At 45.7% G+C, this 23,063-nt stretch carries 25 protein-coding genes; 7 read left to right on the top strand and 18 right to left on the bottom strand.

Translation table 11 applies throughout. From position 1 onward, the window contains the following. Window positions 1-6 precede the first annotated feature (6 nt). Together C7Y66_RS09950 and C7Y66_RS09945 are read right to left on the bottom strand one after the other, a co-directional pair. Window positions 7-564 (bottom strand): hypothetical protein, encoded by a 558-nt coding sequence (locus C7Y66_RS09950; RefSeq protein ID WP_106545456.1) that lies wholly within the window; start codon window positions 562-564, stop codon window positions 7-9. Next, window positions 561-1,565, bottom strand: coding sequence for a bifunctional DNA primase/polymerase (locus tag C7Y66_RS09945; protein WP_106545455.1), 1,005 nt, complete (start codon window positions 1,563-1,565; stop codon window positions 561-563). The genes C7Y66_RS09950 and C7Y66_RS09945 overlap by 4 nt, the downstream gene beginning before the upstream one ends. A 30-nt stretch (window positions 1,566-1,595) precedes the next feature. On the opposite strand from C7Y66_RS09945, the gene C7Y66_RS31000 reads away from it, so the two are divergent. Next, entirely contained in the window at window positions 1,596-1,742 is a 147-nt protein-coding gene (locus C7Y66_RS31000; protein WP_158265897.1) for a hypothetical protein, read from the top strand. A 289-nt stretch (window positions 1,743-2,031) separates the two neighbouring features. Here the strand turns inward: C7Y66_RS31000 and C7Y66_RS09935 are convergent, their stop codons facing one another. The 11 genes from C7Y66_RS09935 to C7Y66_RS09885 form a co-directional block, all read right to left on the bottom strand. Next, window positions 2,032-4,338, bottom strand: coding sequence for a hypothetical protein (locus tag C7Y66_RS09935; protein WP_106545453.1), 2,307 nt, complete (start codon window positions 4,336-4,338; stop codon window positions 2,032-2,034). After that, complete coding sequence (locus C7Y66_RS09930) at window positions 4,311-4,604, bottom strand: hypothetical protein (RefSeq protein ID WP_106545452.1); 294 nt, start codon at window positions 4,602-4,604, stop codon at window positions 4,311-4,313. The genes C7Y66_RS09935 and C7Y66_RS09930 overlap by 28 nt, the downstream gene beginning before the upstream one ends. A gap of 36 nt (window positions 4,605-4,640) precedes the next feature. Next, window positions 4,641-6,386, bottom strand: coding sequence for a type IV secretory system conjugative DNA transfer family protein (locus C7Y66_RS09925; protein ID WP_106545451.1), 1,746 nt, complete (start codon window positions 6,384-6,386; stop codon window positions 4,641-4,643). 60 nt (window positions 6,387-6,446) lie between these two features. Further along, a complete protein-coding gene (locus tag C7Y66_RS09920) occupies window positions 6,447-7,769 on the bottom strand; it encodes a hypothetical protein (protein WP_106545450.1) in 1,323 nt (440 codons plus the stop codon). 3 nt (window positions 7,770-7,772) lie between these two features. Continuing rightward, window positions 7,773-8,666 (bottom strand): hypothetical protein, encoded by an 894-nt coding sequence (locus tag C7Y66_RS09915; protein ID WP_106545449.1) that lies wholly within the window; start codon window positions 8,664-8,666, stop codon window positions 7,773-7,775. A gap of 50 nt (window positions 8,667-8,716) precedes the next feature. Continuing rightward, complete coding sequence (locus C7Y66_RS09910; RefSeq protein ID WP_106545448.1) at window positions 8,717-10,309, bottom strand: TrbI/VirB10 family protein; 1,593 nt, start codon at window positions 10,307-10,309, stop codon at window positions 8,717-8,719. A gap of 229 nt (window positions 10,310-10,538) precedes the next feature. After that, the gene (locus C7Y66_RS09905; RefSeq protein ID WP_106545447.1) at window positions 10,539-11,339 is read right to left on the bottom strand and encodes a hypothetical protein; all 801 of its coding nucleotides are present in this window, start codon (window positions 11,337-11,339) and stop codon (window positions 10,539-10,541) included. 35 nt (window positions 11,340-11,374) lie between these two features. Then, window positions 11,375-12,742 (bottom strand): hypothetical protein, encoded by a 1,368-nt coding sequence (locus C7Y66_RS09900; protein WP_233222609.1) that lies wholly within the window; start codon window positions 12,740-12,742, stop codon window positions 11,375-11,377. After that, complete coding sequence (locus tag C7Y66_RS09895; protein ID WP_106545446.1) at window positions 12,657-13,421, bottom strand: hypothetical protein; 765 nt, start codon at window positions 13,419-13,421, stop codon at window positions 12,657-12,659. The genes C7Y66_RS09900 and C7Y66_RS09895 overlap by 86 nt, the downstream gene beginning before the upstream one ends. 60 nt (window positions 13,422-13,481) lie before the next feature. Next, complete coding sequence (locus C7Y66_RS09890; RefSeq protein WP_106545445.1) at window positions 13,482-16,361, bottom strand: hypothetical protein; 2,880 nt, start codon at window positions 16,359-16,361, stop codon at window positions 13,482-13,484. Between the two features lie 51 nt (window positions 16,362-16,412). Continuing rightward, the gene (locus tag C7Y66_RS09885; RefSeq protein ID WP_106545444.1) at window positions 16,413-16,754 is read right to left on the bottom strand and encodes a hypothetical protein; all 342 of its coding nucleotides are present in this window, start codon (window positions 16,752-16,754) and stop codon (window positions 16,413-16,415) included. Window positions 16,755-16,756: 2 nt separating this feature from the next. Between C7Y66_RS09885 and C7Y66_RS09880 the strand changes: the two genes are divergently transcribed. Then, the gene (locus C7Y66_RS09880; protein WP_106545443.1) at window positions 16,757-16,978 is read left to right on the top strand and encodes a hypothetical protein; all 222 of its coding nucleotides are present in this window, start codon (window positions 16,757-16,759) and stop codon (window positions 16,976-16,978) included. Here C7Y66_RS09880 and C7Y66_RS09875 read toward each other — a convergent pair. From C7Y66_RS09875 to C7Y66_RS09865, 3 genes are all read right to left on the bottom strand, one after another. Then, window positions 16,975-17,601 carry a hypothetical protein gene (locus C7Y66_RS09875; protein WP_106545442.1) on the bottom strand — a complete coding sequence of 209 codons (627 nt, stop codon included), beginning with the start codon at window positions 17,599-17,601 and terminating at the stop codon, window positions 16,975-16,977. The two genes, C7Y66_RS09880 and C7Y66_RS09875, sit on opposite strands and share 4 nt — an antisense overlap. A gap of 299 nt (window positions 17,602-17,900) precedes the next feature. After that, window positions 17,901-19,289, bottom strand: coding sequence for an alpha-amylase family glycosyl hydrolase (locus C7Y66_RS09870; protein ID WP_106545441.1), 1,389 nt, complete (start codon window positions 19,287-19,289; stop codon window positions 17,901-17,903). A gap of 24 nt (window positions 19,290-19,313) precedes the next feature. After that, window positions 19,314-19,586 (bottom strand): hypothetical protein, encoded by a 273-nt coding sequence (locus C7Y66_RS09865; RefSeq protein ID WP_106545440.1) that lies wholly within the window; start codon window positions 19,584-19,586, stop codon window positions 19,314-19,316. 218 nt (window positions 19,587-19,804) lie between these two features. Between C7Y66_RS09865 and C7Y66_RS09860 the strand changes: the two genes are divergently transcribed. The 3 genes from C7Y66_RS09860 (at window position 19,805) to C7Y66_RS09850 (ending at window position 21,411) form a co-directional block, all read left to right on the top strand. Beyond that, entirely contained in the window at window positions 19,805-20,050 is a 246-nt protein-coding gene (locus tag C7Y66_RS09860) for a hypothetical protein (protein WP_106545439.1), read from the top strand. A gap of 214 nt (window positions 20,051-20,264) precedes the next feature. Further along, the gene (locus C7Y66_RS09855) at window positions 20,265-20,594 is read left to right on the top strand and encodes a hypothetical protein (protein ID WP_146149766.1); all 330 of its coding nucleotides are present in this window, start codon (window positions 20,265-20,267) and stop codon (window positions 20,592-20,594) included. After that, window positions 20,572-21,411 carry a hypothetical protein gene (locus tag C7Y66_RS09850; protein WP_106545437.1) on the top strand — a complete coding sequence of 280 codons (840 nt, stop codon included), beginning with the start codon at window positions 20,572-20,574 and terminating at the stop codon, window positions 21,409-21,411. Before C7Y66_RS09855 ends, C7Y66_RS09850 begins: the two co-directional genes overlap by 23 nt. A 37-nt stretch (window positions 21,412-21,448) precedes the next feature. On the opposite strand, the gene C7Y66_RS09845 is transcribed toward C7Y66_RS09850, so the two are convergent. After that, window positions 21,449-21,772, bottom strand: coding sequence for a hypothetical protein (locus tag C7Y66_RS09845; RefSeq protein WP_106545436.1), 324 nt, complete (start codon window positions 21,770-21,772; stop codon window positions 21,449-21,451). Between C7Y66_RS09845 and C7Y66_RS33345 the strand changes: the two genes are divergently transcribed. Continuing rightward, on the top strand, window positions 21,768-21,878 hold the full coding sequence (locus tag C7Y66_RS33345; RefSeq protein WP_106545477.1) for an integrase core domain-containing protein: 111 nt from the start codon (window positions 21,768-21,770) through the stop codon (window positions 21,876-21,878). The two genes, C7Y66_RS09845 and C7Y66_RS33345, sit on opposite strands and share 5 nt — an antisense overlap. Before the next feature lie 23 nt (window positions 21,879-21,901). On the opposite strand, the gene C7Y66_RS09835 is transcribed toward C7Y66_RS33345, so the two are convergent. Next, entirely contained in the window at window positions 21,902-22,567 is a 666-nt protein-coding gene (locus C7Y66_RS09835) for a hypothetical protein (protein WP_233222608.1), read from the bottom strand. 133 nt (window positions 22,568-22,700) lie between these two features. Between C7Y66_RS09835 and C7Y66_RS09830 the strand changes: the two genes are divergently transcribed. After that, a complete protein-coding gene (locus C7Y66_RS09830) occupies window positions 22,701-22,958 on the top strand; it encodes a DUF2808 domain-containing protein (RefSeq protein ID WP_106545435.1) in 258 nt (85 codons plus the stop codon). Window positions 22,959-23,063: the final 105 nt, after the last annotated feature.

The following is a 23,063-nucleotide window of genomic DNA, read 5'->3' as shown; positions in this document are numbered from 1 at the left end:
GGTGTCCTAAAATAATTTGAGTTGATTTAAGTCAGACGGTCGCGCTACAGGTGCTTGAGGTAAGTCCGGTACGACAACTTGACGAGTCGGAACTTGTTTTGACTGAGGTTGCTGGCGCGATGAAGCACGAACTTGCATCTGCGGCAAACTTTCTTTCAGCTTTGCGATCGCTTGCACGAGCGGTAAACTGCTTGCTTCCAGGGCGCTGAGAGTCGAGCCGAACAACAGAGGTGGTTCGTCAGCAATGCCAACTGCTATCAGTAGCTTTCGCTCATTTTCATGCAGCGGTAGTATCTGCAAGTTGACGACGATGGTAGTCTTGTCAAAATCAAACTTAGCTTGTACGGAGGATTCAAGTTGAGTTGTTTTCGTGTCGGTTTTGCTCGATTGGGAATTGGAAGCAACCTCACTGAGGCTGCTAGAAGGTGCAATACCATCGCTAGGTTCTTCGTCGTCTTCGTCCATATCCAATTGAGCTAATTCTTCAGGATCGTCAGCCGTAGAATGGGCAGAACTACTAGCAGAACTGCCAGCAGATTGCTTGTTGTCAGTAGGTGCAGTCATGATAGATGAGCTAATCTATATAGGGTTTTAATGGTGATGCCAAATTTGTTGAAGGTTTTCCACTTGTATTGGCATTCACCAGGTTTGTATTTGGGGGAGAGTTGACTCCATTGCTCCCAACTAGGTAGTAGGGCAGGACTAACGCTATGCAGTGCCATCCCAACATAAAGCCAGGTGTCATAACTATCGGCAAATTTGGGATGGATGACTTCCAGCAGAATCAGTGCTTGCTCGATGTTGCCGTCGATACCTGGGTAGAGGTGAGCGTACCTATCAGTAACGCAATGCTGGTGAATGCTCGTACTGTCGTGAGTATGTCGTCTAGTTTTCTCGGCACTAACGAGCATTTTGCCAATAATCCAGTCTGGAGCATTGGCAATTTCAACTTCGCTCGGACTGCAACCTGGAAGCCACTGATAGCAATATCCTTGCGGATGTCCAGAAGGTGGGAGTACGGAAGATAGATTTTTGCCTCTCAACTCCAAACATTCTCGTTCGGGGGTATGAATGCGCCTGGATTTAAGATTTTCTGGAGGGAAGGAGAGACACAGGGGTAGGCGGTAGAGATATTGCGCTCTGTGGGGACGACCTGACGTGAAAGCAACCGTATTTGGTAAGTAAGCAAGGGCAGCATTTTTAATTTCATCGGGTGAAAAGTTAGCGAATTTGGAGTTCTTATTGTTTTCATTTGAGAAGTTGGAAGTTAGGACTTGTTTATACGCACTAATGCCATCGCAATCGACAGCAATTATGAATTCGCGAGCGTTAGCACCGCAGATTAATGCAACACCTGTAGGTGATACTTGGGTGAAGCCTTCTCTCCGGTCGAGGACTCGAACCTTACCTGTAGAAGCAAGTTCCAATTGCAGCTGTTTGGGGGTAAACGGTCGTTGTTCCCAGCGATAGCCTAAAGGTCTTTTCCAGTACGTGGGGACGAGATGCCAGTGTGTTGGCAGGATTTCAAGGGTAGAAATAATGGCATCGATAGCTTTTGCATTCATATTTGAAATGCAATCTTCTACACTGCAAATATGGCAAAGCCATTTTCGTTGACTGAAATAGATGCCTCGCTATTTAATAACTGCAAGCTCAATACGTCAGCTTTCTGTGGCGATCGCGGTCAGAAAACATTAAAGCTACTCTACTTATTCTTAGAGCGTTTTCATACTTTGTGCTAACAATTTCTTCAGTTGTTTGATGGCAACCTACAGTCAGTACAATAGCAATTAAAGCTAATAATACCGTTTTATCGAGATAATTTAATAACATAAAATTAACAATATATGAGTCTTAGCTATACTCTTTTTAGGATGAAGTTATTTGTTATTAGGTAATTATAGACATTGAAGACTACAACAATTGGACTTTGAAGAACTACATTGAAGCAGCTAACAAGTGTTACAGATACTATAAAAGCGTTATTGCTATTGTAGTAGCAAGTTAACGCTCTAGTCAAAAACATAAGTGCTACAGTGATAAATCTCTACTTTTAGAAGCAACACCATTAGCGCGGTCTGCTACCTTAGAATCCAGATAAATTTCACTTTTAGGGGTGTAGGTTTGCTGAATAACTTGTTGGCGCTGCTGTTGTAGGTCTTTCATAATCTGTTTTAAGGGGATCAAGTCAATACCCTTCTCAGCTTTTGACTCCGCTCCAGCTACCTTTGCAGCTACAATCTTAAAATACATCTCTCGCTGTTCCGCAACAGACAGCTTGCCATTATTTGCTCGAATTTTCTGATTTATTTCGTCGTTTCCTTGCATCATGATACCAGAGTTAAGTTGTTTATTTGATTGAAGATGATTCCATTCTTGGGCTAGGAAAGGATGAAGAGTCAGGGCAAGCTCGCCAATACCTTTTATTTCCTGGTTTTCGTTTATTTGCTGTTGAGACCGTTCGTTAGGTATACTGCTACTATTACTATTAGCACTATTAAATAGCTGCTCCAGATCGAACAACTGTGCTTTTTGAGCCATCAGCTTAATATAATTAATGTCTTGTTCTGAAATATTCATTTTGGTAATTTCTTGAGAAATTCCTTCAGGTTTTTTTTCAAGCTGGAATTCAACCAGCTCTTGCCGATCGCCATTAACTGTAGTTTTATATAGAGATAAACTAGCTTTATTATGCTCTGGGTCGCGACGGCGGACAATCGTTAATTCACCCACAGTCAGTTTATCTGTTTTTGCCTTTTGTAGAATTCCATTCAGCGTCCCAAGCAGTTCGACTTGTTTGAAACTTTCTAAAGTGGCGAGCGTTCCCGCAGGTGCGAGGGAACCTAGAGTATTAGCCACATCTCTGAGGTCGGATGTAGAGAGCGATTGCAGCATTTTACGATCTGCCAAGCGCTCTGCTACCATCACGAATTCCTGCCGTTCTGCTGGTAGCATCTTCTTCGATCGCCCAGTAATTTTAGGCGTGCCATTTCGCTCTAGTTTAAATTCCATCAAAGGCTGTTTGAAACCTTGTAATTCGTCTTGGCGGCGATGAATCGTAAACTTTTCACCTTGTTTGATAATTGCAAAGGCATCGCTACGATACAACAGCGAACCATCAGTTTGAATTTGTCCGTAGCGTTTTAGTAGTGCCGCAGCTGTTTTAGCAATCCTTTTATTCTCAGATGCAAGGCGCTGGCGCTCTAATTTTTGACTGAGAATTTTATAGATGGGAATGTGGAGCTGACGCACCCATTGTTTAGTCCCAGTTTGGATTTTTGGACTGTCGAGTACTTGCTTGTAAGTATATTCAACAGCAGTTTTAGGTGTAACTGAATTTTGATTTTGCGCTTGGCTTGCTTGCCGTGGCTGACTGGAAACGGTATTTTTTGCTGTAACGCTATCTTGGCTTACTTCTGTAGATTTAACTCGCTCCGAGTTGCGGTCTACTACTAAATTTGAAGAAAGCTCGTCTAGTTGCTGTTGATAATTTTTAATCGTGGCAGCACTTTGGAGAAATACGTTAGCAATCCGCTGGTCAATAGATGCTAAATCTTTCACTGTTTCTCCTAACCGAGCTGAGCTTTCACTGGCAGCTACAGTCTGACTCAATTTTGCTAGCTCTTCCGCCTTCTGGTTGCGTGTTGCCATTAATTTAACCGCTAACACTAAATTACTTTCTAGTTCTTGTTTGAGCGACAACAAATCCTTACTATCGAGTGATTCGGCAGACGGAGGATTGCTTTGGGATGACGCGCTGTCCAGTCGATCTTCTAATGAAAGAGCTGAACCAGCAGCAACAAGCGGCTGCTGGACGTTGGAAGTGCAGTTAGACAATGCAGCCAATTCTTCTGGTGTCAGAAGTTGGGTAGCTAGATTCGTCTTGCAATTTCCCGTTTCGTCTTGGGTATAGAGGACAACTTCTTTGCCAGATTCAGTCGTACCAACAATTTGCAAACACGGCTGGCGATCGTCGGTTTGACTGACGCGATCGGTCACATCTGCTGCCAAGCGCTGGGAAATAGTCTGTAGCTGAAATTCGGTTGGTGCTTCTGCCCGATATCGATCTGCCACAGAATCTAATTTCTCCCACTTCCAAGCATCGGGCAGATCCCGATCGCGGGAAAGAACGTAAGTATCGCTGCCAATATCCGCGCGAACGCGAGCGAGTTGTTCTGGTTGTTCCTCTTTATTTTCCCTAAGTTTTTCAAAGATGAGTTTGATAATCTCTGTAATTGAATTTGTTATCTCTCTGCTGATAGAGTAGAGCGTCTCTACAGATTTATCTGTCATTCTCGTGTAATAATTTCCTAATTCTGTGGCGCGTTCGTCGTACATGGCAGTGTAGGTAATCTATCTAAAAGAACTGTATTTTTGTATTGAACGAAGACAAGCTGGCGATCGAAGCGGATGACAATCAGCGATGGTTTAGCACCACCTGCCATGAGGGTGGCGCAATAGATGTTATCTGGGCGATCGCGGTTGTAGTAGTAGACGAGAATGGAATCGAAGTAATGGGTTTCGATACTAGGAGGAAATTGGTGAGACCAACGGGATAGCTTCTGATACTTTTCGATTTCTCGCTCTAATGGAAGATCAATCATTTGAAATACACTGGGCAGGGAATTGGTAGAGTTGTGTCAAAATAAACCTTGAAGATTTACTAGGGGTTGATTTTTGGTTGGTTGGGATTGCTGGGGAATAGGAAAGCGTTTGTTCACTTCAGCCATTCTGCTCTCCAAATCTTCTTGACTGGGGCATTTTTGAGTGCTTCTTTTTGCAAATCTCGTCCTCAACTTTTGCCAAGATTTTTGGTTTAGTTCTTCCCAATTCTCAATAGTTTTGGGAATTTTGATTTTTTTCAGGATCGGCACGGAACCTTCTTTTTTATTGCTGTAGGCTGGGTTAATCAACACGCATTTACCTTGCGGTAGCTTGAGAAATTGTGCGGATTCAAATAATTTGCGCGTCTTTTCTTGATTGCTGATAGAAGTACTTGTTTTACCCCCACCACTGGTACGCGATTTTTGTTTGTATTTAATCTCTTCCTCGCCTAAATAGGCAGAGAATTGGCGGGCTGATTCTTCTTCACCAGGGTTGAAGACAAACTTAGTACCGCAAGCACCAAGAATAGTTTTGGCAATTTCTTTGCTATAGATTTTTTCCAGCTGACCCATATTCTGCCAGCCTAAAATACCGCAAAAACCTTCAGAACGCGACTCGTTGAGCCATCTATATAAATCGGGTAGATAAATTGAGGGTAACTCGTCTAGGGCGACAACCAATGGGTCTTCGCGCCTTTTGGCAATACTACGCGAGATCACCATGTGCAGAATGCTGGTCATAAGAGGACTGACAGCATCTCGACGTTCTCGGTCGAGTCCGAAGATAATCATCTGCTGGCGCTTCACTTCTAGGGGTAGGGTAGTCTTACCGACAAAACATCCGAGAGTGTTTTTAGCCATGAAGCGAGTGAACATCAATGATGCTGTACCCGCAATTCCAGCTACAGTTTTCTCCGAATCAGCAGATGAGAATAACTGACCGAAGGCAATCTTAATCCACGGATTCAAATTAGCTGATTTCAGTCGTTCTACCATCTTTTCGCTAGATAAAATGGCAGCAGCAGTCATGATATCTGCGTAGCTTTGACTAGGATTATCTTTACTTTCAAATTCTTTAGCTAGCATCAGAATTGCTTGCGTTAACTGATCGCCAGCCGGACCAAAAAAAGCATCTTCGTTAGTATTCCCAGCTAGCCTAAAGTTTTTGTTAATCACCGTAGCTAGCTGTCTTGCAGTTTCGGCATCGCTACTATCTCGGAGAAAATCAATCGGGTTGCAGACTTCTGATTCAGGAAAACCTGGAGCAAAGATGTGTACGTCATACCCTTTTTTCTTAGCATAACTAGCTATTTTAGCAAGGGAAGGATATTTAAAATCGTAGATAACAATACCGAACTCTTGCTCGATCGCGGCATAAATCATCGGCAAAATAGCACTTGCCGTCTTACCGCTACCAGGTCCACCGATTGCTGCCGTTCCCCGTTGGATATCTGGTATATACAAATTGTTGCGGTCTAATTTGTTCGCGCCAATCCATAAAGCTGCACTATCGCATCGTGGTGACTTTATCTGTTTTACAGCTATTTTTTTGGCATTGGCTATTTCAGCATTACTACCCCAATAGCTACTAGCTAGCTTTTTCTTATTTCCTTTATCTAGCATTTGCAATGCTACTAGTGTTAAGATTCCTCCAGCTAATATCAATCCTTGAGTAGAGAGGAAAGGCGAGATTAGCTTATTGGTATATTCGTTAACTGCGCGAGCGGAATTATCGCTTACTTTAACTTCCCTAACAAAGCTTCTGTTAACTTCTTGGGTCATATTCTTGAAAAGATATCTTAAATAAAACAATGCCTTACAGTTAGTTACTTGCAGCGGCTATCACCGAGGAACGCTGAGGGGGCGACCCAACAAAATTGCATCCATTTCTTTGTAATTAAGGAACTGAACGGGACCAATGCTATAGGGACTGCAACCGAGGTCGGGGATGCCGCGCTTGCAGATGCGGAAGAACATAGCAGTTGTAATGCTACCGTTCGCTTCATTGACATTCCAAATAACTTGCTTGAAGCTTTTACCGAAGGGGTGACGACCAGTCGGTTCTCTACGATCGAAGAGATTACCCAAAACTCCGAAACCACCCCTAACTTTTTGGCTCTTTCCAGAGATCCACTGCGCTCCGGTCAGTTCACCACTGCCTGCTAATTCAATATGAGCGCATTTAGACTCGCAGGATACGTTGAACCCAGAGCGATCGCTACCCGAAATCGATCTATGGCGATCGCTTTCTAGCGTTCCCAGTGGCAAGTCAACTTTACCAACAGCAGTAAGATCTGCGGCAGGAATGCCAGGAAACTTGCCAAATGGCAGGAGTGCTAAACCAGGCACCTTGCCGATGATGTTATTTTGCCAGTTAGCAAACTTTTGCAGCGCCGCATCTGTCAGCCCTGGAATATCTGTTAGTTTATAGTTGCCCAGATTGATATATTTACCCAACTCTACGTTCTTCAGTACTGGGTAGGTTTTGAGCAGGTTGGCGATCGTTTGGTCGTCCAGGGCATAGGAGCGGGCGAGTTTGGCAACTAGATCGCGAATCGGCGGCACATCTGCCACTTGCAACTTGCCTAAGCTAGGAATAGCTTTAGTTAGGTCTGCAATTGTCTGCCACTTGGTTAGCTCCAGGCTATCGAGCTTGAGCGTTTTCAGGTTCGCGCCTGTCATACTGGCAATATTGCGGACTGACAGCTTTTCAATGCCAAATTCAGATGCTTCAAAGTCGCCCATCTCCATTACGTCGGCAACGCTTTGTCCGGCTTGCCAAACCCGTCTAGCCTTCATGCCCCGACTTTTGATGTTGGGCAATTCAGTCCCGCCCGCTTCAGAAAACATCATGTTTTTGAACGTAATATTGTTCCAATCGGGGACTGGGACTCCGCTATAGTAGCGAGTTGGAAAAGAAGAATTGCTCGGATTGGCGTTAGCAACTACGATCGCCTCCTCTGGCGTAGCAGCTCCAGCTTTGAGGGCGTGCAGGGCGATCGCGGCGACAAATCCCAGAGTCAGTAAATATCGATATCTTTTACCCTGCGATCTGGTGTAGCTAGTTGTAGGTTGTTTGGCGGTTGTATTTATCTCTGGATCTGCGACCGAGTTGGCAGTAGCGACAAGGCTCGAACAGTTAGGGTCGTTATACGCTTTTTCCATAATTTATTTTCTGTAAGAATTAATGACAGTTGGTTTGTTGGTTGCTGAGGTCGCTTTAGCAGGCACGGCTGGGGTAGGAGTTACAGTTGGCACTCTACGTACAGTAGATGGGGTAGAGAAAGTAGCGTTGTTGGGGGGCAACATGGTAGGGAAGCGCTTGCCTCCCAGTTGCATCAGCCTTTTGACTAACTGCATCGATACTCCAGCATTTGCCGCAGCCACGTTCGCGTCCGCACCGGATTGAAGTTCGCCTACAAGGTGAGTCAATCTTTGCCACAACGATCCTTGTGCATCGATCCACTGATTGGACAGTGCCACCTGCATTCCCCTAGTTACCCATTGAGCATCGGCAGCAGCGTAAGGATTCGGTCTGGGCTTGCTGTCATCCTCTAGCGTTGGTTCTAGGTCATTTTCGATGAGGATTTCGCTGTATTCGGGAGCGCCAGTACCAGGTACGAGTCGAAAGTGATAGCTTTTTTTCTGACCGTTGGATTCGGTAATCACAGTCAAGTGTTCGCCGTATGGTGCGTTTGGCAATCCTGGAATCGTGACTCCATCGATCGCGCTAATGTGAATCAGTCCCGCCCCAGGATTTTCGCAATCCCTGCCCAGTCCTGATAAACAACCATCAACATCGATGATAAATCTGGACTTTTTGCTGCGATCCAACCAAGCCCTTCTGATAACTTCCCCTGTCTCGAAGAAGGATATAGATACCCCATGACCAGGCCATGCTTTAACTGTTTGTAGTCGTGCTTGCCTGCCCGTTACTTGACTGGCTTTGAGCGATCGCACCGTACTGATGGGGGATGCAGCGGCTGGGGAAGGCGCTAAATTCGCTATGGCGATCGCGCCTATGGTGGTGAGGAGAAAAGAAGAAAAGATATTTGGTTTCACAAAAAACCTCTAGAAATGGCAGGGTGATACGGATAATCTTGGATGAAGGCTTACAGCTTCAGCGAGCGATCGACTTCAACGACAATTTTGGTATTTTGGGGGATGTACCAAATATCGGGACGCTGGGCAATTTCGTCGGTAGCTTTTTGAGTGCGGCTGCTAATCGAATCGGCAAGTTGACCGAAAGCACCCTGTAGAAACGCACCCGTCATCGAGCGACGCTTGTGCGTACGGCGAGTGCGGGTACCGCCAAAGGGCAGGTCGTCTACTACTTCTTCGTCGGGTTGGTTCACGATCTCGCCGATACTGGCTAGACCTGCCACTGCACCTAGAGTCAGATCGAACCCAGCAATCTCTTTGCCTTTGTTATGCATTTTTTTGGCAATTAGCGGACTGCTGTTCTTACCCGATATGCTAATAGCACCGCTAGGAACGGGATACTCAGTTTCGTCTTTGAGAATGGCAGTCACTTCGGCATGAACTTGGGAGGCACTATCTACAGAAGTCATGGCGATCGTGACGAGCGTGCCAGCGGGAAGGGCAATTTCACCCGTGTTAGCCATCAGCGGTTCGTCGAGGCGGGCAACAAATCTACGTTTACTAGCACTGGAGCGATCGTCGCGTTGTTGGGAAAGGAAAAGTGGAGTTACAAGGGTGGCACTAGCATGAGAACCGATCGTCAAGTATTGCGGTTGCTTGCCTGAGAGAATTTGTGCTTCTTCTGGGAGGTAGTCATAACTAGCTGGCGTTGCGTTAGGTGTGGCGGCGACGGTAAGGGGGCGATCGCTAGTGTTTGAGGCAATACCTTTGACTGCGGTAGGTGAGAGTGACGGCTGCCATCTCGGTTTGAGTTGTTCTATAGCATCGGGACTGCTGCTGTCCGGCTCGGAGGGGTTGCCATCACTTTCCCTCGGTCTGTCTGGGACGTTATTTTCTGTTTCGGCTGCTGTAGTGCGGGCTGGATCTAAATAGGGTAGCGAACGATCGTTACTACCAGCACTAAAACTACTACCATCGGTAAGACTAGCACTAGCATATTTGTCACCGTACTCGATCTTACCAATAGAGCCAATACTGCGTAAGCGTTCTAATTCGGCAAACGGGTCTTTAGGCGCTGCTGGTGCTGTTGCGATTCGAGGCGCGGGCATTGTTGCCAGCGAAGCAACAGGTCGCGGGGCGGGCGGTACTGCTTGTCTGACGACAACAGTACGGGGTGGTGCTGGTGTAGCTGCTGGTTTGGGCGAGGTCTCTACGGCTGGTGATTTGCTCAAAGCAGCCAACTCTTCTTTTTGTTTAGCCAGTGCGAGTTTGGCATAGATATCGCCGTCGCTGTTTTTCGACTCTACAGTGTTATCTTGAGGTGCAGCTGCGGACTTGGCGATAACTGGTTCGCTACTACCGTTCATTACGTTGTTGAGGCTGAAGTAAACTACGAGAAAACCGACACCAAAAACACCGCCAATCGTACCCAGACGCGAGAAGGGTGACGTGACAAAGGAATGCTGAGTCCGTACTTGGGCGGGATCTTCTATTTCCAAGTCTTCATCTTCTAGGTCTTCATCGAAGTTATCTACAGAAGATGCAGAATTTGAGGAATTGCTGTCATCTTCTAGCGGTAAAAGTTCGTCTATTGCTTGTGTCATAACTGATTTTTAATACTGGTGGAATTTTGCTGAAAGGAGCCAGAAGTCAGGAGTCAGGAGTCAGGAGAAAACCCATGCTTGGAAACAGAGTTTTAATAAAGAAAAAATTGATTTTTATTGTTTTCCACGCTCTGTATCGGGGGGTTGTGACTCTAAGCGCGTTTATCCAGTCGCACAGCTAGCTATTCTGACTTCTGGCTTCTGATTCCTGACTCCTTCTTAGTCAGAATTATTTTGTGTTAGCTGTTTTTTCTGATGGCTTGCCAAGTCCAAAGTCATAGATTTCGACAATTTCCAACCCCGATTTGCGGGCGCTGTAAATAGTCTTTGCTAGGTCGGTCGTGTCTGGCGGCGATTGGGGAGAGTCGATCTTTTGCACGACGATGGTTTTGTTAAAAGCCATACCCTTACCAGCATTGTCGCGGCGAGAGAACGTGACCAGCGTGGCGATCGCGTCAACTTCCCACTTGGACTCGCCAATCTTGCGCGGTTCGGAAAAGTAACGGGGAACTAACGCCACTTGAGCGTTACCGTTAAACAAGCCAGGGGGTACGTATTCGGTCAGCTCCCTCAGAAAACTAGCGCGAAAATCGTGTTTTTCAGATAGGGCAAAGGCTGCATCTCTGGCTTTAGTAGGAATTTTCACCAAGCCTTTGTTTTTGACTTCGACATTCACCCCTTCGTCTTTTTTCGTCACGATCTCGCCGTTTTCGGTGGACTGGAGCAGTCCGTCCCAATTAAACAGCTTCACCATGCTGTCGGAGACAAACTTTTCGATCGTGTTGTTGGTATATTGGTTTGGACCGAGGGGCTGGGCGGGAATTGTCGTACCGTCTTGAAGCTGTACGATTGTCATGCCTTTGGTGTAGCGGTTGAGATTCATAGCAGCGCCGAGGTTGGCGAGCTGTACTACCAACGAGATGCTGCTGATGGCAGTCAAGCTGACGACGACAACTCCAACTGAGTTAGGGATCGATTTACCATAGCTGAGCAGTTGAGGAGCTGGTTTTTTTTCTTTCGTGGCTGTCATAATTGATACCTACTTTCTTATTTAAATTTGAATTTTTAATTTCCATAAGAGCGTCTACCGAAGCGGGAAGCAGCCGCAGCCGTTGCTATCTTTGCTCCCGATGCCACTCCAGCCGTTCCTGCCGTCATCGCACCACTAGCAACCCATTCAACTCCTTTCGTTAGCGCGTTCAGGACAGCCATGCCGCCGCCAGCAGCCATTGCACTCGCCAGCAGCGGCGATATGATGCTGATAAACAGAAGAAAAATCATTGGTTGGTTTGCTTGCGCGGTGCTAATCAACTGAGCGCAAAGTCCGAGCATGATGTGGAAGCAAAACTTTGCCATGCCTACGGCGAAGAATCCTGCCAGCCAAGCAACAATCGGTTTTTGACCGTAAGGTGTCAGCGAGGCTCCTACCGCCATCGGTGCGAGCAAGGCAACTATTATCCAGCAGATTTCAACGCCCCACTGGTAAGCGTTATTGATCGCAAGCAACCAAGTGGCAGACAAACCAGTAACAGCGGAGCCAACCGTCTCCATTGCAAAATTACCGACCGTGTTTGCTAGATTGCCGCCAGTGGCACCATCTACTGCACCTGCAAGTGGATTTGTCAGGGCGATCGCCGCACCAATCGCGGAGAGCGATCTAAAGAACCAGTCATTCTCATTAGCATTTTGCTCTTGTGGAAACAGTTGTGGCGCGTATGCTTCCAGTTCTTCTCTTGCTTGCACCAAGCAATCGTTAACTTGTTGAGGCGTACCTCCCCTTTCATTACAGCGTTGAATCGCATTACCAACCATTCGGCGGAGTTGGATGTCGCCCATCGCTCGGCTGAAAGCAACGTCCAGGTCTGCACCCCTCGCCGCATTTCCTAACATAATTTGATCGATATGGTTCATGTAATTACGCAGTGCCAGCGTCCCGTTGGCAAGTATGTAGCCGTTACCGAAAAGCAAACCGATGACGATAATGGGCCAAAGATAGCTGGCAAGAGCTGGTTGGTAGTCGTCATTCATCCAGTTTCGAGCGAACTGAACCATAAATAGGGCAAGCATGGCAAGCGCAAACGCGAAACCGACGATACATAAAGAGCGGTATAAGCCGCCGTTAATTGTCTCGTTCCACAACTCGTCGAAACTCTCGGCTACCAGTAATGCCCCTCCCTGTGCGGCTTCGAGTACGTCTTGACCGAAGTTAGGGTCAACTTGAAGTAACAAATAGCGAAAAAACATATAGTTGTATAGTTTGAATAGTTGAAAAAATTCTCGCTCGACCGCTATCTCTGCATCTCTGCACGCAGAGATAGCTGCAAGCATGGCATCGGGTTCCGAGCCGCTAGTTGCTCTGCGATGCAGAGTCAGGAGTCGTAGCGCGGAGGCGAGTCCAGCTTCCAATTGATATTTGTGTTGCCAGTTCGCCATCCATCACCAGACTTTGACGGCGGCGATCGCTAGCACCATCTTCAGCAATTTGTTCCAGCATCAAGTTGGTATTAGCTGCATCCTGACGGGCTTGCAATTCATCGGTACGCGACTGTCCGAGCATCGAGACAATCTGAGCGTTTTGAGCAGCGATCGCTTTGAGGATGTTTTGCGAAGCATCCATTTCTTGGGCATTATCGCCTAAGTTGTTAGCTTCAGCCACAGTTTTTTGGGTAGATTCAATTTCTTTATTGGTACGAGCTTGACCTGCTTCGCCCAAAACGCTGGCAACAGATGCGCGGACGGTTTGACGTTCGAGTTGACGACCAGCTTCAATCGCGCCGACAACCGTGTTACTTTCCATTGGCGTTCCTTTGGTTTTCAGCTTTTCACGCAGTTTTTCTGCACCGCTCACTGGGTCGGGAACGTTCATCTCGCCAATTGACTCGTTAATTGCTGATTTGGCATCTTGTTTCAATCCACCCCAGTCTGCTTCAATTTCTTGGATCAGTTCGTTCTTTAACTCGTCAAAGTAACCTTTGAATTCATCCAATATGTCGTTGAAGAAATCATTAATATTCAGCGACAGAGCATAACTTGGCGTTGACTGTAACAGGATGCCAAATACCAGCATGGCTCCTAGTAACTGTATTTTTCTTGGCTTGAGTTGAGATTTCATGTAGCTTGAATGTGTAGGTGAAAAGGTAGTTTCGATCTATCGTTTGGCTATACTTAATTGCTAAACATTCATTTTTTGACGTTGAAAATCTGGAGATTCTTCCGGTATCTTCGCTTTTCTAAAAGAGACTATACTATTAGCAATTGCTAACAGTTCTCTAGCTTCATCTGTGAGTTGTTCGCCGCGAATCATCTTGACATAAGTTTCCGAAAAGCGCACGATACCGAGCATGGGATCGTGACGATATTTATCCAAGTACAGACCGCGCAACTCTTGTTCGTCTGGATTATTAGCAACAGTAGCAAGCAAGCAGTGTGGCGGGTAGTAACGACAGAACGTGAGTTTGCCATTATCGTCGAGCAGCCATTGCGAATAAATGCTTTCTTTTTTCGGAAAGAATGCTTCCGTACAGTTGCGAGAAATAATTTCGTAGGGATACTTGAAGCGTTCAACAAACGGATCTACAGCACTCGATTGAATCCGACCGATCAGGCGCGTCGTCAAGTTAGCAAATATTTTAGCTGCGGACTTGCTCTTGTAGATACTTTCTGGCTCTTGTGCTGACAAAATGACGCGAATTCCCGCTTTGGCTCCGTTGGCGCACAACCGACCGATCAGTTCGGCGATCGCTTCAAACTCAAATAGAATTGGTGCTTCATCTAGAAAGAAAATGGAAACCTTGGACGAGAGAGCGCGGCGCAACGCAGCGGCGTAAGCACTGAGGGCGAGGATTGCCGCATCCTCTTCGCTGGAGAGCGATCGCAATGCAAATACGAGCAATCTAGCATCCGTCCTGAAGCTGGAGGGGCGAGCGACCGACTGACCGACGCGTGAATTCAGCCAGAATTTTAACCGCAACCTGATTTGATCTAAAGCCTCTAAAACTTCTTGACTATGAGTAGCGATCGTATCGAGCTTGAGATAACCAGGGGAGCAATAATTATAAAAATCTTCTAGCGTTGGCGTATCTTGCCATTCGGCAGTCCCGACTCCCTTTTCTATAGCTAATTTATAGCGTAACTTGAGATCGTCATCGTTGAAAAATGTTTCCAAAGCTAAAGTTAATATGCTTTCAATCTGAGAAATTCGAGTTGAATTAGTCCCAGTTGGTTTAGTGCCAAGTACCATTGTCATGAGTACGGATTTCAAAAATTCTTTGAAATCTGTCATTCTTTCTTTAATCGTTTCCCAGTCGTATCCTCTTAAATCCGGTAACTCAAATAAGTTATTCGATTCTTTAGTAATATCGAAATACGCACCATCGTCGCCCAAATAGTGAGTGTAATCGGTGAGAGTGGAAGTCCCGTCGGGCTTAGGATAGTCGAGGGCGACGACGGGAGTTCCCCGTGCTAGAGCTGGAGTGAGAATTCCCGAAACAGCTACGGATTTACCGGAGCGAGTCGTACCAAATACGGCAAGATTTTTATGTTGTTTATATAGATCGATGTGGACTGGCGTACCGCCTTCTTCGGCAATCAATTCAAAACCTTCTTTATCGCCAGTGGCAGTTTGCATCAAAGGCATCAAACCTGGTGCTTCGCAGGAGAAGTATGGCAAGCGACGGTTGAAAGGTCTTGTCAGTAATTTTTCCCAAACTATGGGAGTGCATTGCAACCACGTCTTCCAAGCGTATTCAACTTCTCGATTGACGACTGCCGGACGCAGAAAACAAGATGATAAGTAGCGACAGGCATTGTCAAGCTGTTTTCTAGTCTTTCTATGTACTAAAAAAACAACTGCCGTGTGGATGGGAACGTTTCCCTTATATATGGTTTCTTGTGCTTTAATCCCCTCCTCGATATTCATGTTAGATTTAACGTCAACTGAATTACTATCGGCAGACATTGCCGAGGCTGTCAGTGACTGTTTGGTAATGCGTTGCAAAGCAACTTTAGCTAGGCTTTGATTAGCCTTAGTCAGTTGGCAGATGACTTCAGTATTAGTGATTCTATCTTTAGCCAGAACTGACCATAGATAGCGAAGTTGCGAGTATTCATCAACCCAGCCACCTGGTTTTTCGCTAAAGTTGAGAACTCCAATGTATTCGTCTTGAAGCTTAACCCAAGCGCGGTCTAGGTAAGGTATAGATTTTTCGTTTTCGAGTAGATGATGGCGAATGTGAAAGTCACTCGTCTGAATTTCGCTCAGTTTTTCTTCATCCAGGTAAAGCGAGTTAGGAATCGGTGGTATTTGAGTGCGATTGAATTGCTGCCATAACACTTGCCAAATATTTTCGCCCGTAAATGCGCGGAGGTTCAATCCCATCGTGTTGCTGAGGATTTGTTCCCACAGTTGGAAACCGTTAGCGAAGCTATCGCGGAGGATATTTTCAACTCGTCCGGCGCGAAAGTCATGAATTTGTCCGGTAAATTGCTTCCAGCCGAGTTGCAACCGCTCGATCGCTTTTTCGATCGCGTCGTAGTTGCGGCTTTCTTCTGATGCAGCCACAGTATAAGTACACCAAAGACGCAAAAACTTATTTTTCCGAATGCCTAGTTTAGTTAGTTCCCGCGTCCGCAGGCGCTCGGAACGCATCAATAGTTGCAGCTGTTCTAAATTGCAGCCTTGCTCGATTTTCAGTAATTCCTGCTGGCGGCGCTCGTCGTCAGCGAACGAACCGACATGAATCGTCAGCGTTTCGCCTTCAGGTAATTCTTTGAGTCCGCCTTCGATTCTTTCAAAAATCGGCAGGATTTGTTCTTGGGGTAAGGATGAATGAATTCCTTTAGCTTCAAAGCAAAATTTGATTTGAATGTCTTCATTTTTCTTGAGGACGATCGCGCCGATATTTTGGCGCTCGGCTAGGGAAATATTCACAATCCCTGCTAAATGAACGATATCTTCAAAAGGAGTGAGATTCTTGACAACTCCTATTTGTTCTGAATCTAATGCTTGCCTGCCAACTTTGTTTTTCGATTTTGCTGTTTTCGTTGCAGTCATGATAAAAATATTCTCGTTTTCAAAGTACTTAAACTTGGGTTGGTTGAGAGATTAGCGACGGCGACGTAGATGCCTTTTTTTCTTGGTTTTTCTAGTAGTTGGCGTACCAGTCAGCGAAGCGAATGGTTGATAGCCTTTTGTGACTCGCGGCGTGCCGATAAATTTACCGAAAAAATCTTTATTGGCGCTGACCGTCCACCATGTCGCCCAACCCCAAGCGATCGCGATTCCAGTTGCCAGCCAGGATAGTTGCCCAAATCCCTTGACTGCTATATACATAATTAAGGCGATCGCGCTCCAGGGAAGAATTTGGTCGGCGGGGAACGGACCGAGGCGGGGTTGCTGTCCCAACACGCGGTTGACGCTGCGAAATTCGCGTTCTTGCTTGCTCATTTATGACTTTGTATGTTTTAAATCTTGGGCGGAAAACTCTGTTTAGGAATGCTGCTATTGACTCGAACGAGGAGAAGTGGAACCAGGAATGTAAAAATTGGGATAACCTGACTGTCGTGCTAACAGTTGACGTGGCGGTATGGTTGGTATCTGGGAGTGGATTTTCACCACCACTCCTTGTCAATACTATTAGGCTTGCTCTTGGGTTGCTCGATGCTGCTTAGGCAGCACCACCGCCAGCACCACCTACTATGAGTCCAGCGAGAATATCTCCAATCACAACAGTCACGGCAACAATGATTGGCGTTCTGGCAAGGATCTGCCAGTCCTCGTCATTTCTAGCGGCTTGAACGATACGTACTAAAGCAATACCCAAGTAAATTAAAAATAACCCGCGCAGAATTGCAAAAATAAATCCAACGACTTGTGCGTTAATACCAGGAAAGTAAGTGGTGTTTCTGAAAAACGTCTCTGCGTTGTTCATGAACTGGGCGCTGGCGGGTGCTGAAGCAAAATCTATGATAAAGATCGTAGAGACAACAAAAAATAAAATTGTATAAATGTTGATGCCGTATTTTCGCTGTAACTTTTCAAAGTTGAGCAGTAGCGCATTAGCTTCTTTCGGTAGCATCAACACGATTGAAGTGAGAAACATCAAACTGGATAGCACCAGATTGTGAAGGGAAATATCTACAATCATCAATCCACTAGCCACAGCCATGAGTGCTGCAATTGAACTCTTTTCCCGCCATGTTCTTTTACTGCGCTGCGATCTTAGTAAATAATTGCTGGCTGGCGTATAGCTAGATTCGTTTCTTTCGGACTCAAACTCATAATGCGTTTTCATGCTGGAAATTGTCAGATAACTAGTTGTAGTGAAGTGAATTATCAGAGCTAGACTTATCGAGCTTTCTGTTTAGAGGCTCTTGATAACAATCATTTTGGCTTTTCCCACCGTCAACTACAGCTAATAAACTTCTGATTTTTCTTCGGAGTTCTGCGTTGAGAAAAACTACGAAACGAGTTGATGCTGTTGTATATCTTCTATACGTCTAAATGCCCAATCAAATAAGAGCGATTGAGATCGAAGAACGATCGCGCGCCGTCGGTTCTACGGCTGCATTTGCCAGAGCGAAGAAGCAAAAGCTAACTGTTTGTCTGACACTGCTGCCAAGGCTCTCGGATGAAGTAAAGGGCATCGCGTCCTTGGACTTCCATACCACCTCGATTCTGCGTTCCCCAGCGAGTAACAAACTTCTGACCGTTGTGGCGACGTTCGACAGCAACTGTAAAGTTATTTCGTAATTCTCGATAACATCCTTCTATGTTCGTCAGGGTTAAATCCAGCATCGGAATATCGAATTTACCTGCTGCTTTGTTAACAACAAAAAATCCTTCGTTGCCTCGTTCCATCAACAAGACAGTTGAGCGATCGACGGCAGCCAAAACATTTTCTTTGACGTTGCCACCTGCTTTAAGGCACTGGCGCATAATTTGACGGAACTTGACACCAGTTTTGATGTATGGCGCATCAGCGTTATCCCAGTTGAGTATTAAAGGAGTACCGCTTTCTCTGGCTAGTACGTAAGCTGTTGCCAGGTAGGAGTCAGAAGGATCGTCGTAGGGGTTAATCGCACTAGAATTTATTTCGCGAATCGTATCGTGGTTTCTGCCAAAGGTAACGCTACGCGAGTCATCTACGGCTATTGGCACTCGCAGCGATCGCAAATCTCCACTGCTAGTAAATGCTACTTTCATCGAGTTGTAGAGAATGAAATCTGTCACAGCAGCAATCCATTTGTAATCGTCCGCACGGGTGTCGCTATCTGTAATCACCTCTAGATAATTCCAGGTCTTGCCTTGACTTTCGCGATTAATATAATCGACGTACTCTTTGACAATATTTGTTGGCATGTGCTTGGCAGCGTCAAATCGAAATCCATCAATTCCCAATTTGAGCAGTTTCTTTAAATGCGCTTTTTGAATTTTTTTCACGTTGGCAGTGTATCTTAGATCTGGAAGTCCCCCCAACCAACAATTCAGTTCTGAGTTTCTGTTGCCATCGCTATAGTTAATGTCACAGGGTTTCTTGCCAGGATGACCAGGAGCAGAATGAAAATCATCTTGAGTCAGCCCTGGAAATTTAGACAAGTCTTCAAGATCGTCGCCACCACCTAAGTTAGCCATGTGGTTGAAAACAACATCAGCAATGACTTTAATTTTGCATTTATGAGCTTGAGCGATTAGCTGTCGTAAATCTTCTTGAGATCCTTTACCTTCGATAATGCCGTAGTCTACGGGTTGATATCGCGCCCACCACTCTTGGCTAGAATTAGATTTTTGTGCTGGAGCAATTTGGATGTGAGAGTATCCTCGATCGGCAAGTTGGCAGACAAATTTTCTGACATCGTTATAGTTTTGATTAAAGGCATGAAAAATCGCCACAGGCTGTTCTGCTACTTGTGCCAAACCAGGTAAGTTAAAAGCTATGACTAGGGAAATCGCCAAGACAACAGCAAATTTCTGGCAACGCATAAATTTCTAGAAAGCTAAATTTCTTTAATTTCCACAAGTCAAAGTCCCTTCTTTAGTACCGTCGGCTTTCGCTTGCACCTCCACCTTGGGTTGCTGTCCTGGATAGCAGCGGACTAAAACTTTGTCGCTACTACGGGTCAAATACAAAACGTAAACTGCTTGACCGTTTAACTTGGCTGGGACAAGTTGTGGAGGGGCAGGCGCAGTGGCGATCGCGGGTACTAAACTGGCAACACCAAGAAATATAATTATTGCTCCGGCGAGCGATCCCGAATAACGGTTGATAGATTGCAACATCGGTCTGACACCTTGAGTAACAGTTTTGACTAGAGCCTTTTAGTTGACTCTTTCGCTCTAAAAGACAGTAATTCACCCAGAAGTATACGATGCAAAATTAGTCAGCGATCGTATTCTTCATTAACAAACTTGGTGAAGAAAAGATCGTCAACTTGCGCGATCGCTCTCGATAGCTTGCTAAAATGTGACCACACAGTGACCACTTTTGGGGAGTCAAAATGAAAAGCGTAGGCATACGCGAGTTTAGGGACAAAGCTTCACACTATCTAGCAAGTGATGAAGCGATCGCGGTGAAACGTCACGGCAAGATCGTCGGATTTTATCTTCCAGTCAGGGACTCAGAAGAAGGAGAAGTTCAAGCAGCATTAATGCGACTTTCCCGAACAGTAGAAACCGCATTAGCCCAAAGCGGCTGGGATGAAGAAAAACTCAGTCAGGCTTTAGATTTATCTATGTCCGATTAGTATGCGCTTAGTTGTTGATGCGAATATTCTGGTGTCTGAGCTAATCCGCTGGTGGGAAGGGAGTAATAATTACCCACATTAAAGGAGTAATAAATAGCGAACGCTCGAAAGTTGTAGGGAATTTTTCCATCATTCAAACACACGGGCAGGGATTTATCGTCCAGTCTTCTAATGGAGAGATTTATAAGGCAGGTACGGAGCCAGACGCGCAATTTTGACGGAGGAAATTACAGCTGATATGGGTTCGCCTGCGATCGCTGGTATTGAATCTTTGTTGTTAGACGAAGAGTTAGGAGAGAAACTAGAGAAATTCAACAGCAGGGAAGCAATGGTATTTGTTAGCGGGCAAATTAATGTGGACAATCCTGAAAGTATCCGCATCATTCAAGATCCACGTCAGTTCCCGACAATTCGCGCCTCCAAATCGGGAAATATAACTCTAGAGGCTACGCCCCTAACTATTGTTGGGCAAATCTTAGACAACTCTCTCGCCAAAAGTCAATTACAAGTAAGGAGTATCAATGTCAGCCAAACTACTAGGTGACGACTTGTTTAATTCTAACTCTGTATTAACCTTCGGCACCGAAGGTTTAGCAGATCACCTACTCTCTCACGAGCTAATTTGTAAGGGGTGGCTTCCCGTTGCTTACCACTGCAATAGTGGCGCGGCTGTAGTTCGGGCAAGCGTCTACTTCGCCATCGGTACTATTATCGCCGTAGATGCAGCCGGTAACTTTATTGAGTGCCCTGCATCTCGTTACGCCAGCGAGGTATATAACTACGCCAGCGAGGTATATAACAAAGAATTGCAGATGCGTCATATCCCATTCCGCAAGAGCGGCGAGGCACCAACTCTCGCTCCCGACTACGGCACTATCACTCTACTTAAAGCTGGTGAGACTGGTCTCTCCGAGACTGCCTTAGTTCGCCCGCCTTACTCTGCGAAAACTAAAAATCTCCATGTATCTATGCCTGCATGGAGCTTCAAGTTTACTGCTGCTGCTACTCACTCTGACAAGCCGGAAGACCACGCCGAGTGGAATAACTTCCGCGCTAGCCTTGGCAAGCAAATTGCTGAGTGCATGCAGCAGATGTACATGCCCCTTGGTAAGCACATCGAAGCCTTCATCTGTGGCTATGGCAACGGTGCTAAGGTGTTCGACCATGCGTCTACCAAGGAAGAGAATGGCGATCAAGCTTATTATTCCAAGTCCTACCTTGAAGTGACCGCACACACCTTCTGGATATATGTATCGGATTTAGCCATCGATCCGTCTCTAAAGAGAGACGAGCGCCTAATAGGCTGGCAGCGTAATATCTCGGCGGCTCTTAAAACTAGCGTCCCTCCTCACATTGAGTAAATCAAAGTCAGCGTGTCCGTTTATCTAAAGCACGCTACTACTGAAGTTTTCTAAGACCAAATATCCATGCAGGGGGATTGTTCATTGTGTAGTCGCCTCGAAAGATTCCATTGATGGGAGACTCTGATGGATCATCAATAACTTCCCATGTAATACCTAGCCTTGAAGCGTGGACTTTCTTGAATTCAGGCTTTTCTTGGGTTTTAGGTATGTCCATATATGCGTCGCAGCCATTGAAAGCTTCTGGATAGACGCGCAGAAGGTAAGTTTCCTGCGAAGTTGTCTGTCCGTCAGAAGTTTCAACTTCGACTTGTTCGCACCAGTAATCTTGCTCCTTTGGATGGTGGTTAGAATACATCATTAAATGGTTTCAGTGGTACAATGAACAAAGATTTCATCAAGCATTAGATTATCAAACTCCTAGTACTGTTTATTGGAAAACTTTGAAATCTCTTGAACTTGTTTGATGGAGCGAGTGCTTACCATTGGGTTAGAGCTTAACTATCCCTTCAAACTGTCCAACCATTGGGATCCACTTCAGATGGTGAGCTAACTTAGCCACGCGAAAACCACCATAACTCTCGCCCGCAATGAAAATGGGAGACAGCCAGCGGTGGTGGCGTGACAGAAACCGCACGATAAACTCTCCAATTGCCTTTAAGTCTCGCTCGACTCCCCAAAATTGAGTTTCCTTGGATGAGTCTGGCTCGGTTGAATTAGATTTCTCGCTTTTCTGCTCTGGAGTTTCTTTCTCTTGGGGCAAAACGCGGCTGAAACCCGTACCGATGGGATCGATAAAGACTAAATCCGTAAAGCTTAACCAACTTTCGGTATTTTCTACTACTTGCACGGGTGGCTTTGGCAAACTACCGCGATCGTCAAAAGAGAGGCGTTTGGGACCTAGCGCCCCCATGTGCAAATAAGCAGAAGCAGCTCCAGGTCCACCATTAAAAACAAAAGTCAGCGGTCGCGGTGAAGCTGTATCAGTCTTAGCGAGATACGCCACATGAAACATTTGCGCGATCGGCTTTTCTCGCTCGAATAAGTTTTGCCATTCTGCCAAGGCTGTGTAGCTTATCTGTTGCGAAGGCAACGATAGAGTATGCTCGGTCTGACTGGATTGAAGATTCACGGGTAGACTAGATGTGTCGGACATAGAAGGGGCGATCGCAACAGCACACATCAAATAGTAGGCGATCGCCAGCGAAAGATCGATCGCGTGGAGAAAGATCGTGTTAGCTCAATTACCGAATGGCACTACCAGTCTGGCTTGATGGTAGCTTGCTAGCTTGGCAGTATTTGAATTGCCAGACGATCGAGCAGTTAGGCTAACAGACGATACCGTTCAATTTGTACAACCGCTCCAATTAGCTAAAGCAAGAGACACAGATATTAGTCCTGGGATGTTAGCTAGCTATTACTTGACAATCGACTTACCTGATTCGGCTGGAGAACTATTACAACGAGTCGGATTAATTCAGCAGCCCGCGAGAGAAGACATCGCATTTAACTTAAAATGTCTCCGTGCAGAAACAGAAACTGAATAAGAGCTAACATTGGTACGAGCAAGTTTTTAACCGATATTCTTTTCATAAATTCTAGCTATTTCAAAACATTTTTAAATAGCAATATTTGCCATCAGCAACCGATTG

Origin of the sequence: Chroococcidiopsis sp. CCALA 051 (genome assembly GCF_003015105.1) — a bacterium.
Lineage (GTDB): Bacteria > Cyanobacteriota > Cyanobacteriia > Cyanobacteriales > Chroococcidiopsidaceae > Chroococcidiopsis > Chroococcidiopsis thermalis.
This window is presented reverse-complemented; position numbering and strand designations above follow the sequence as displayed.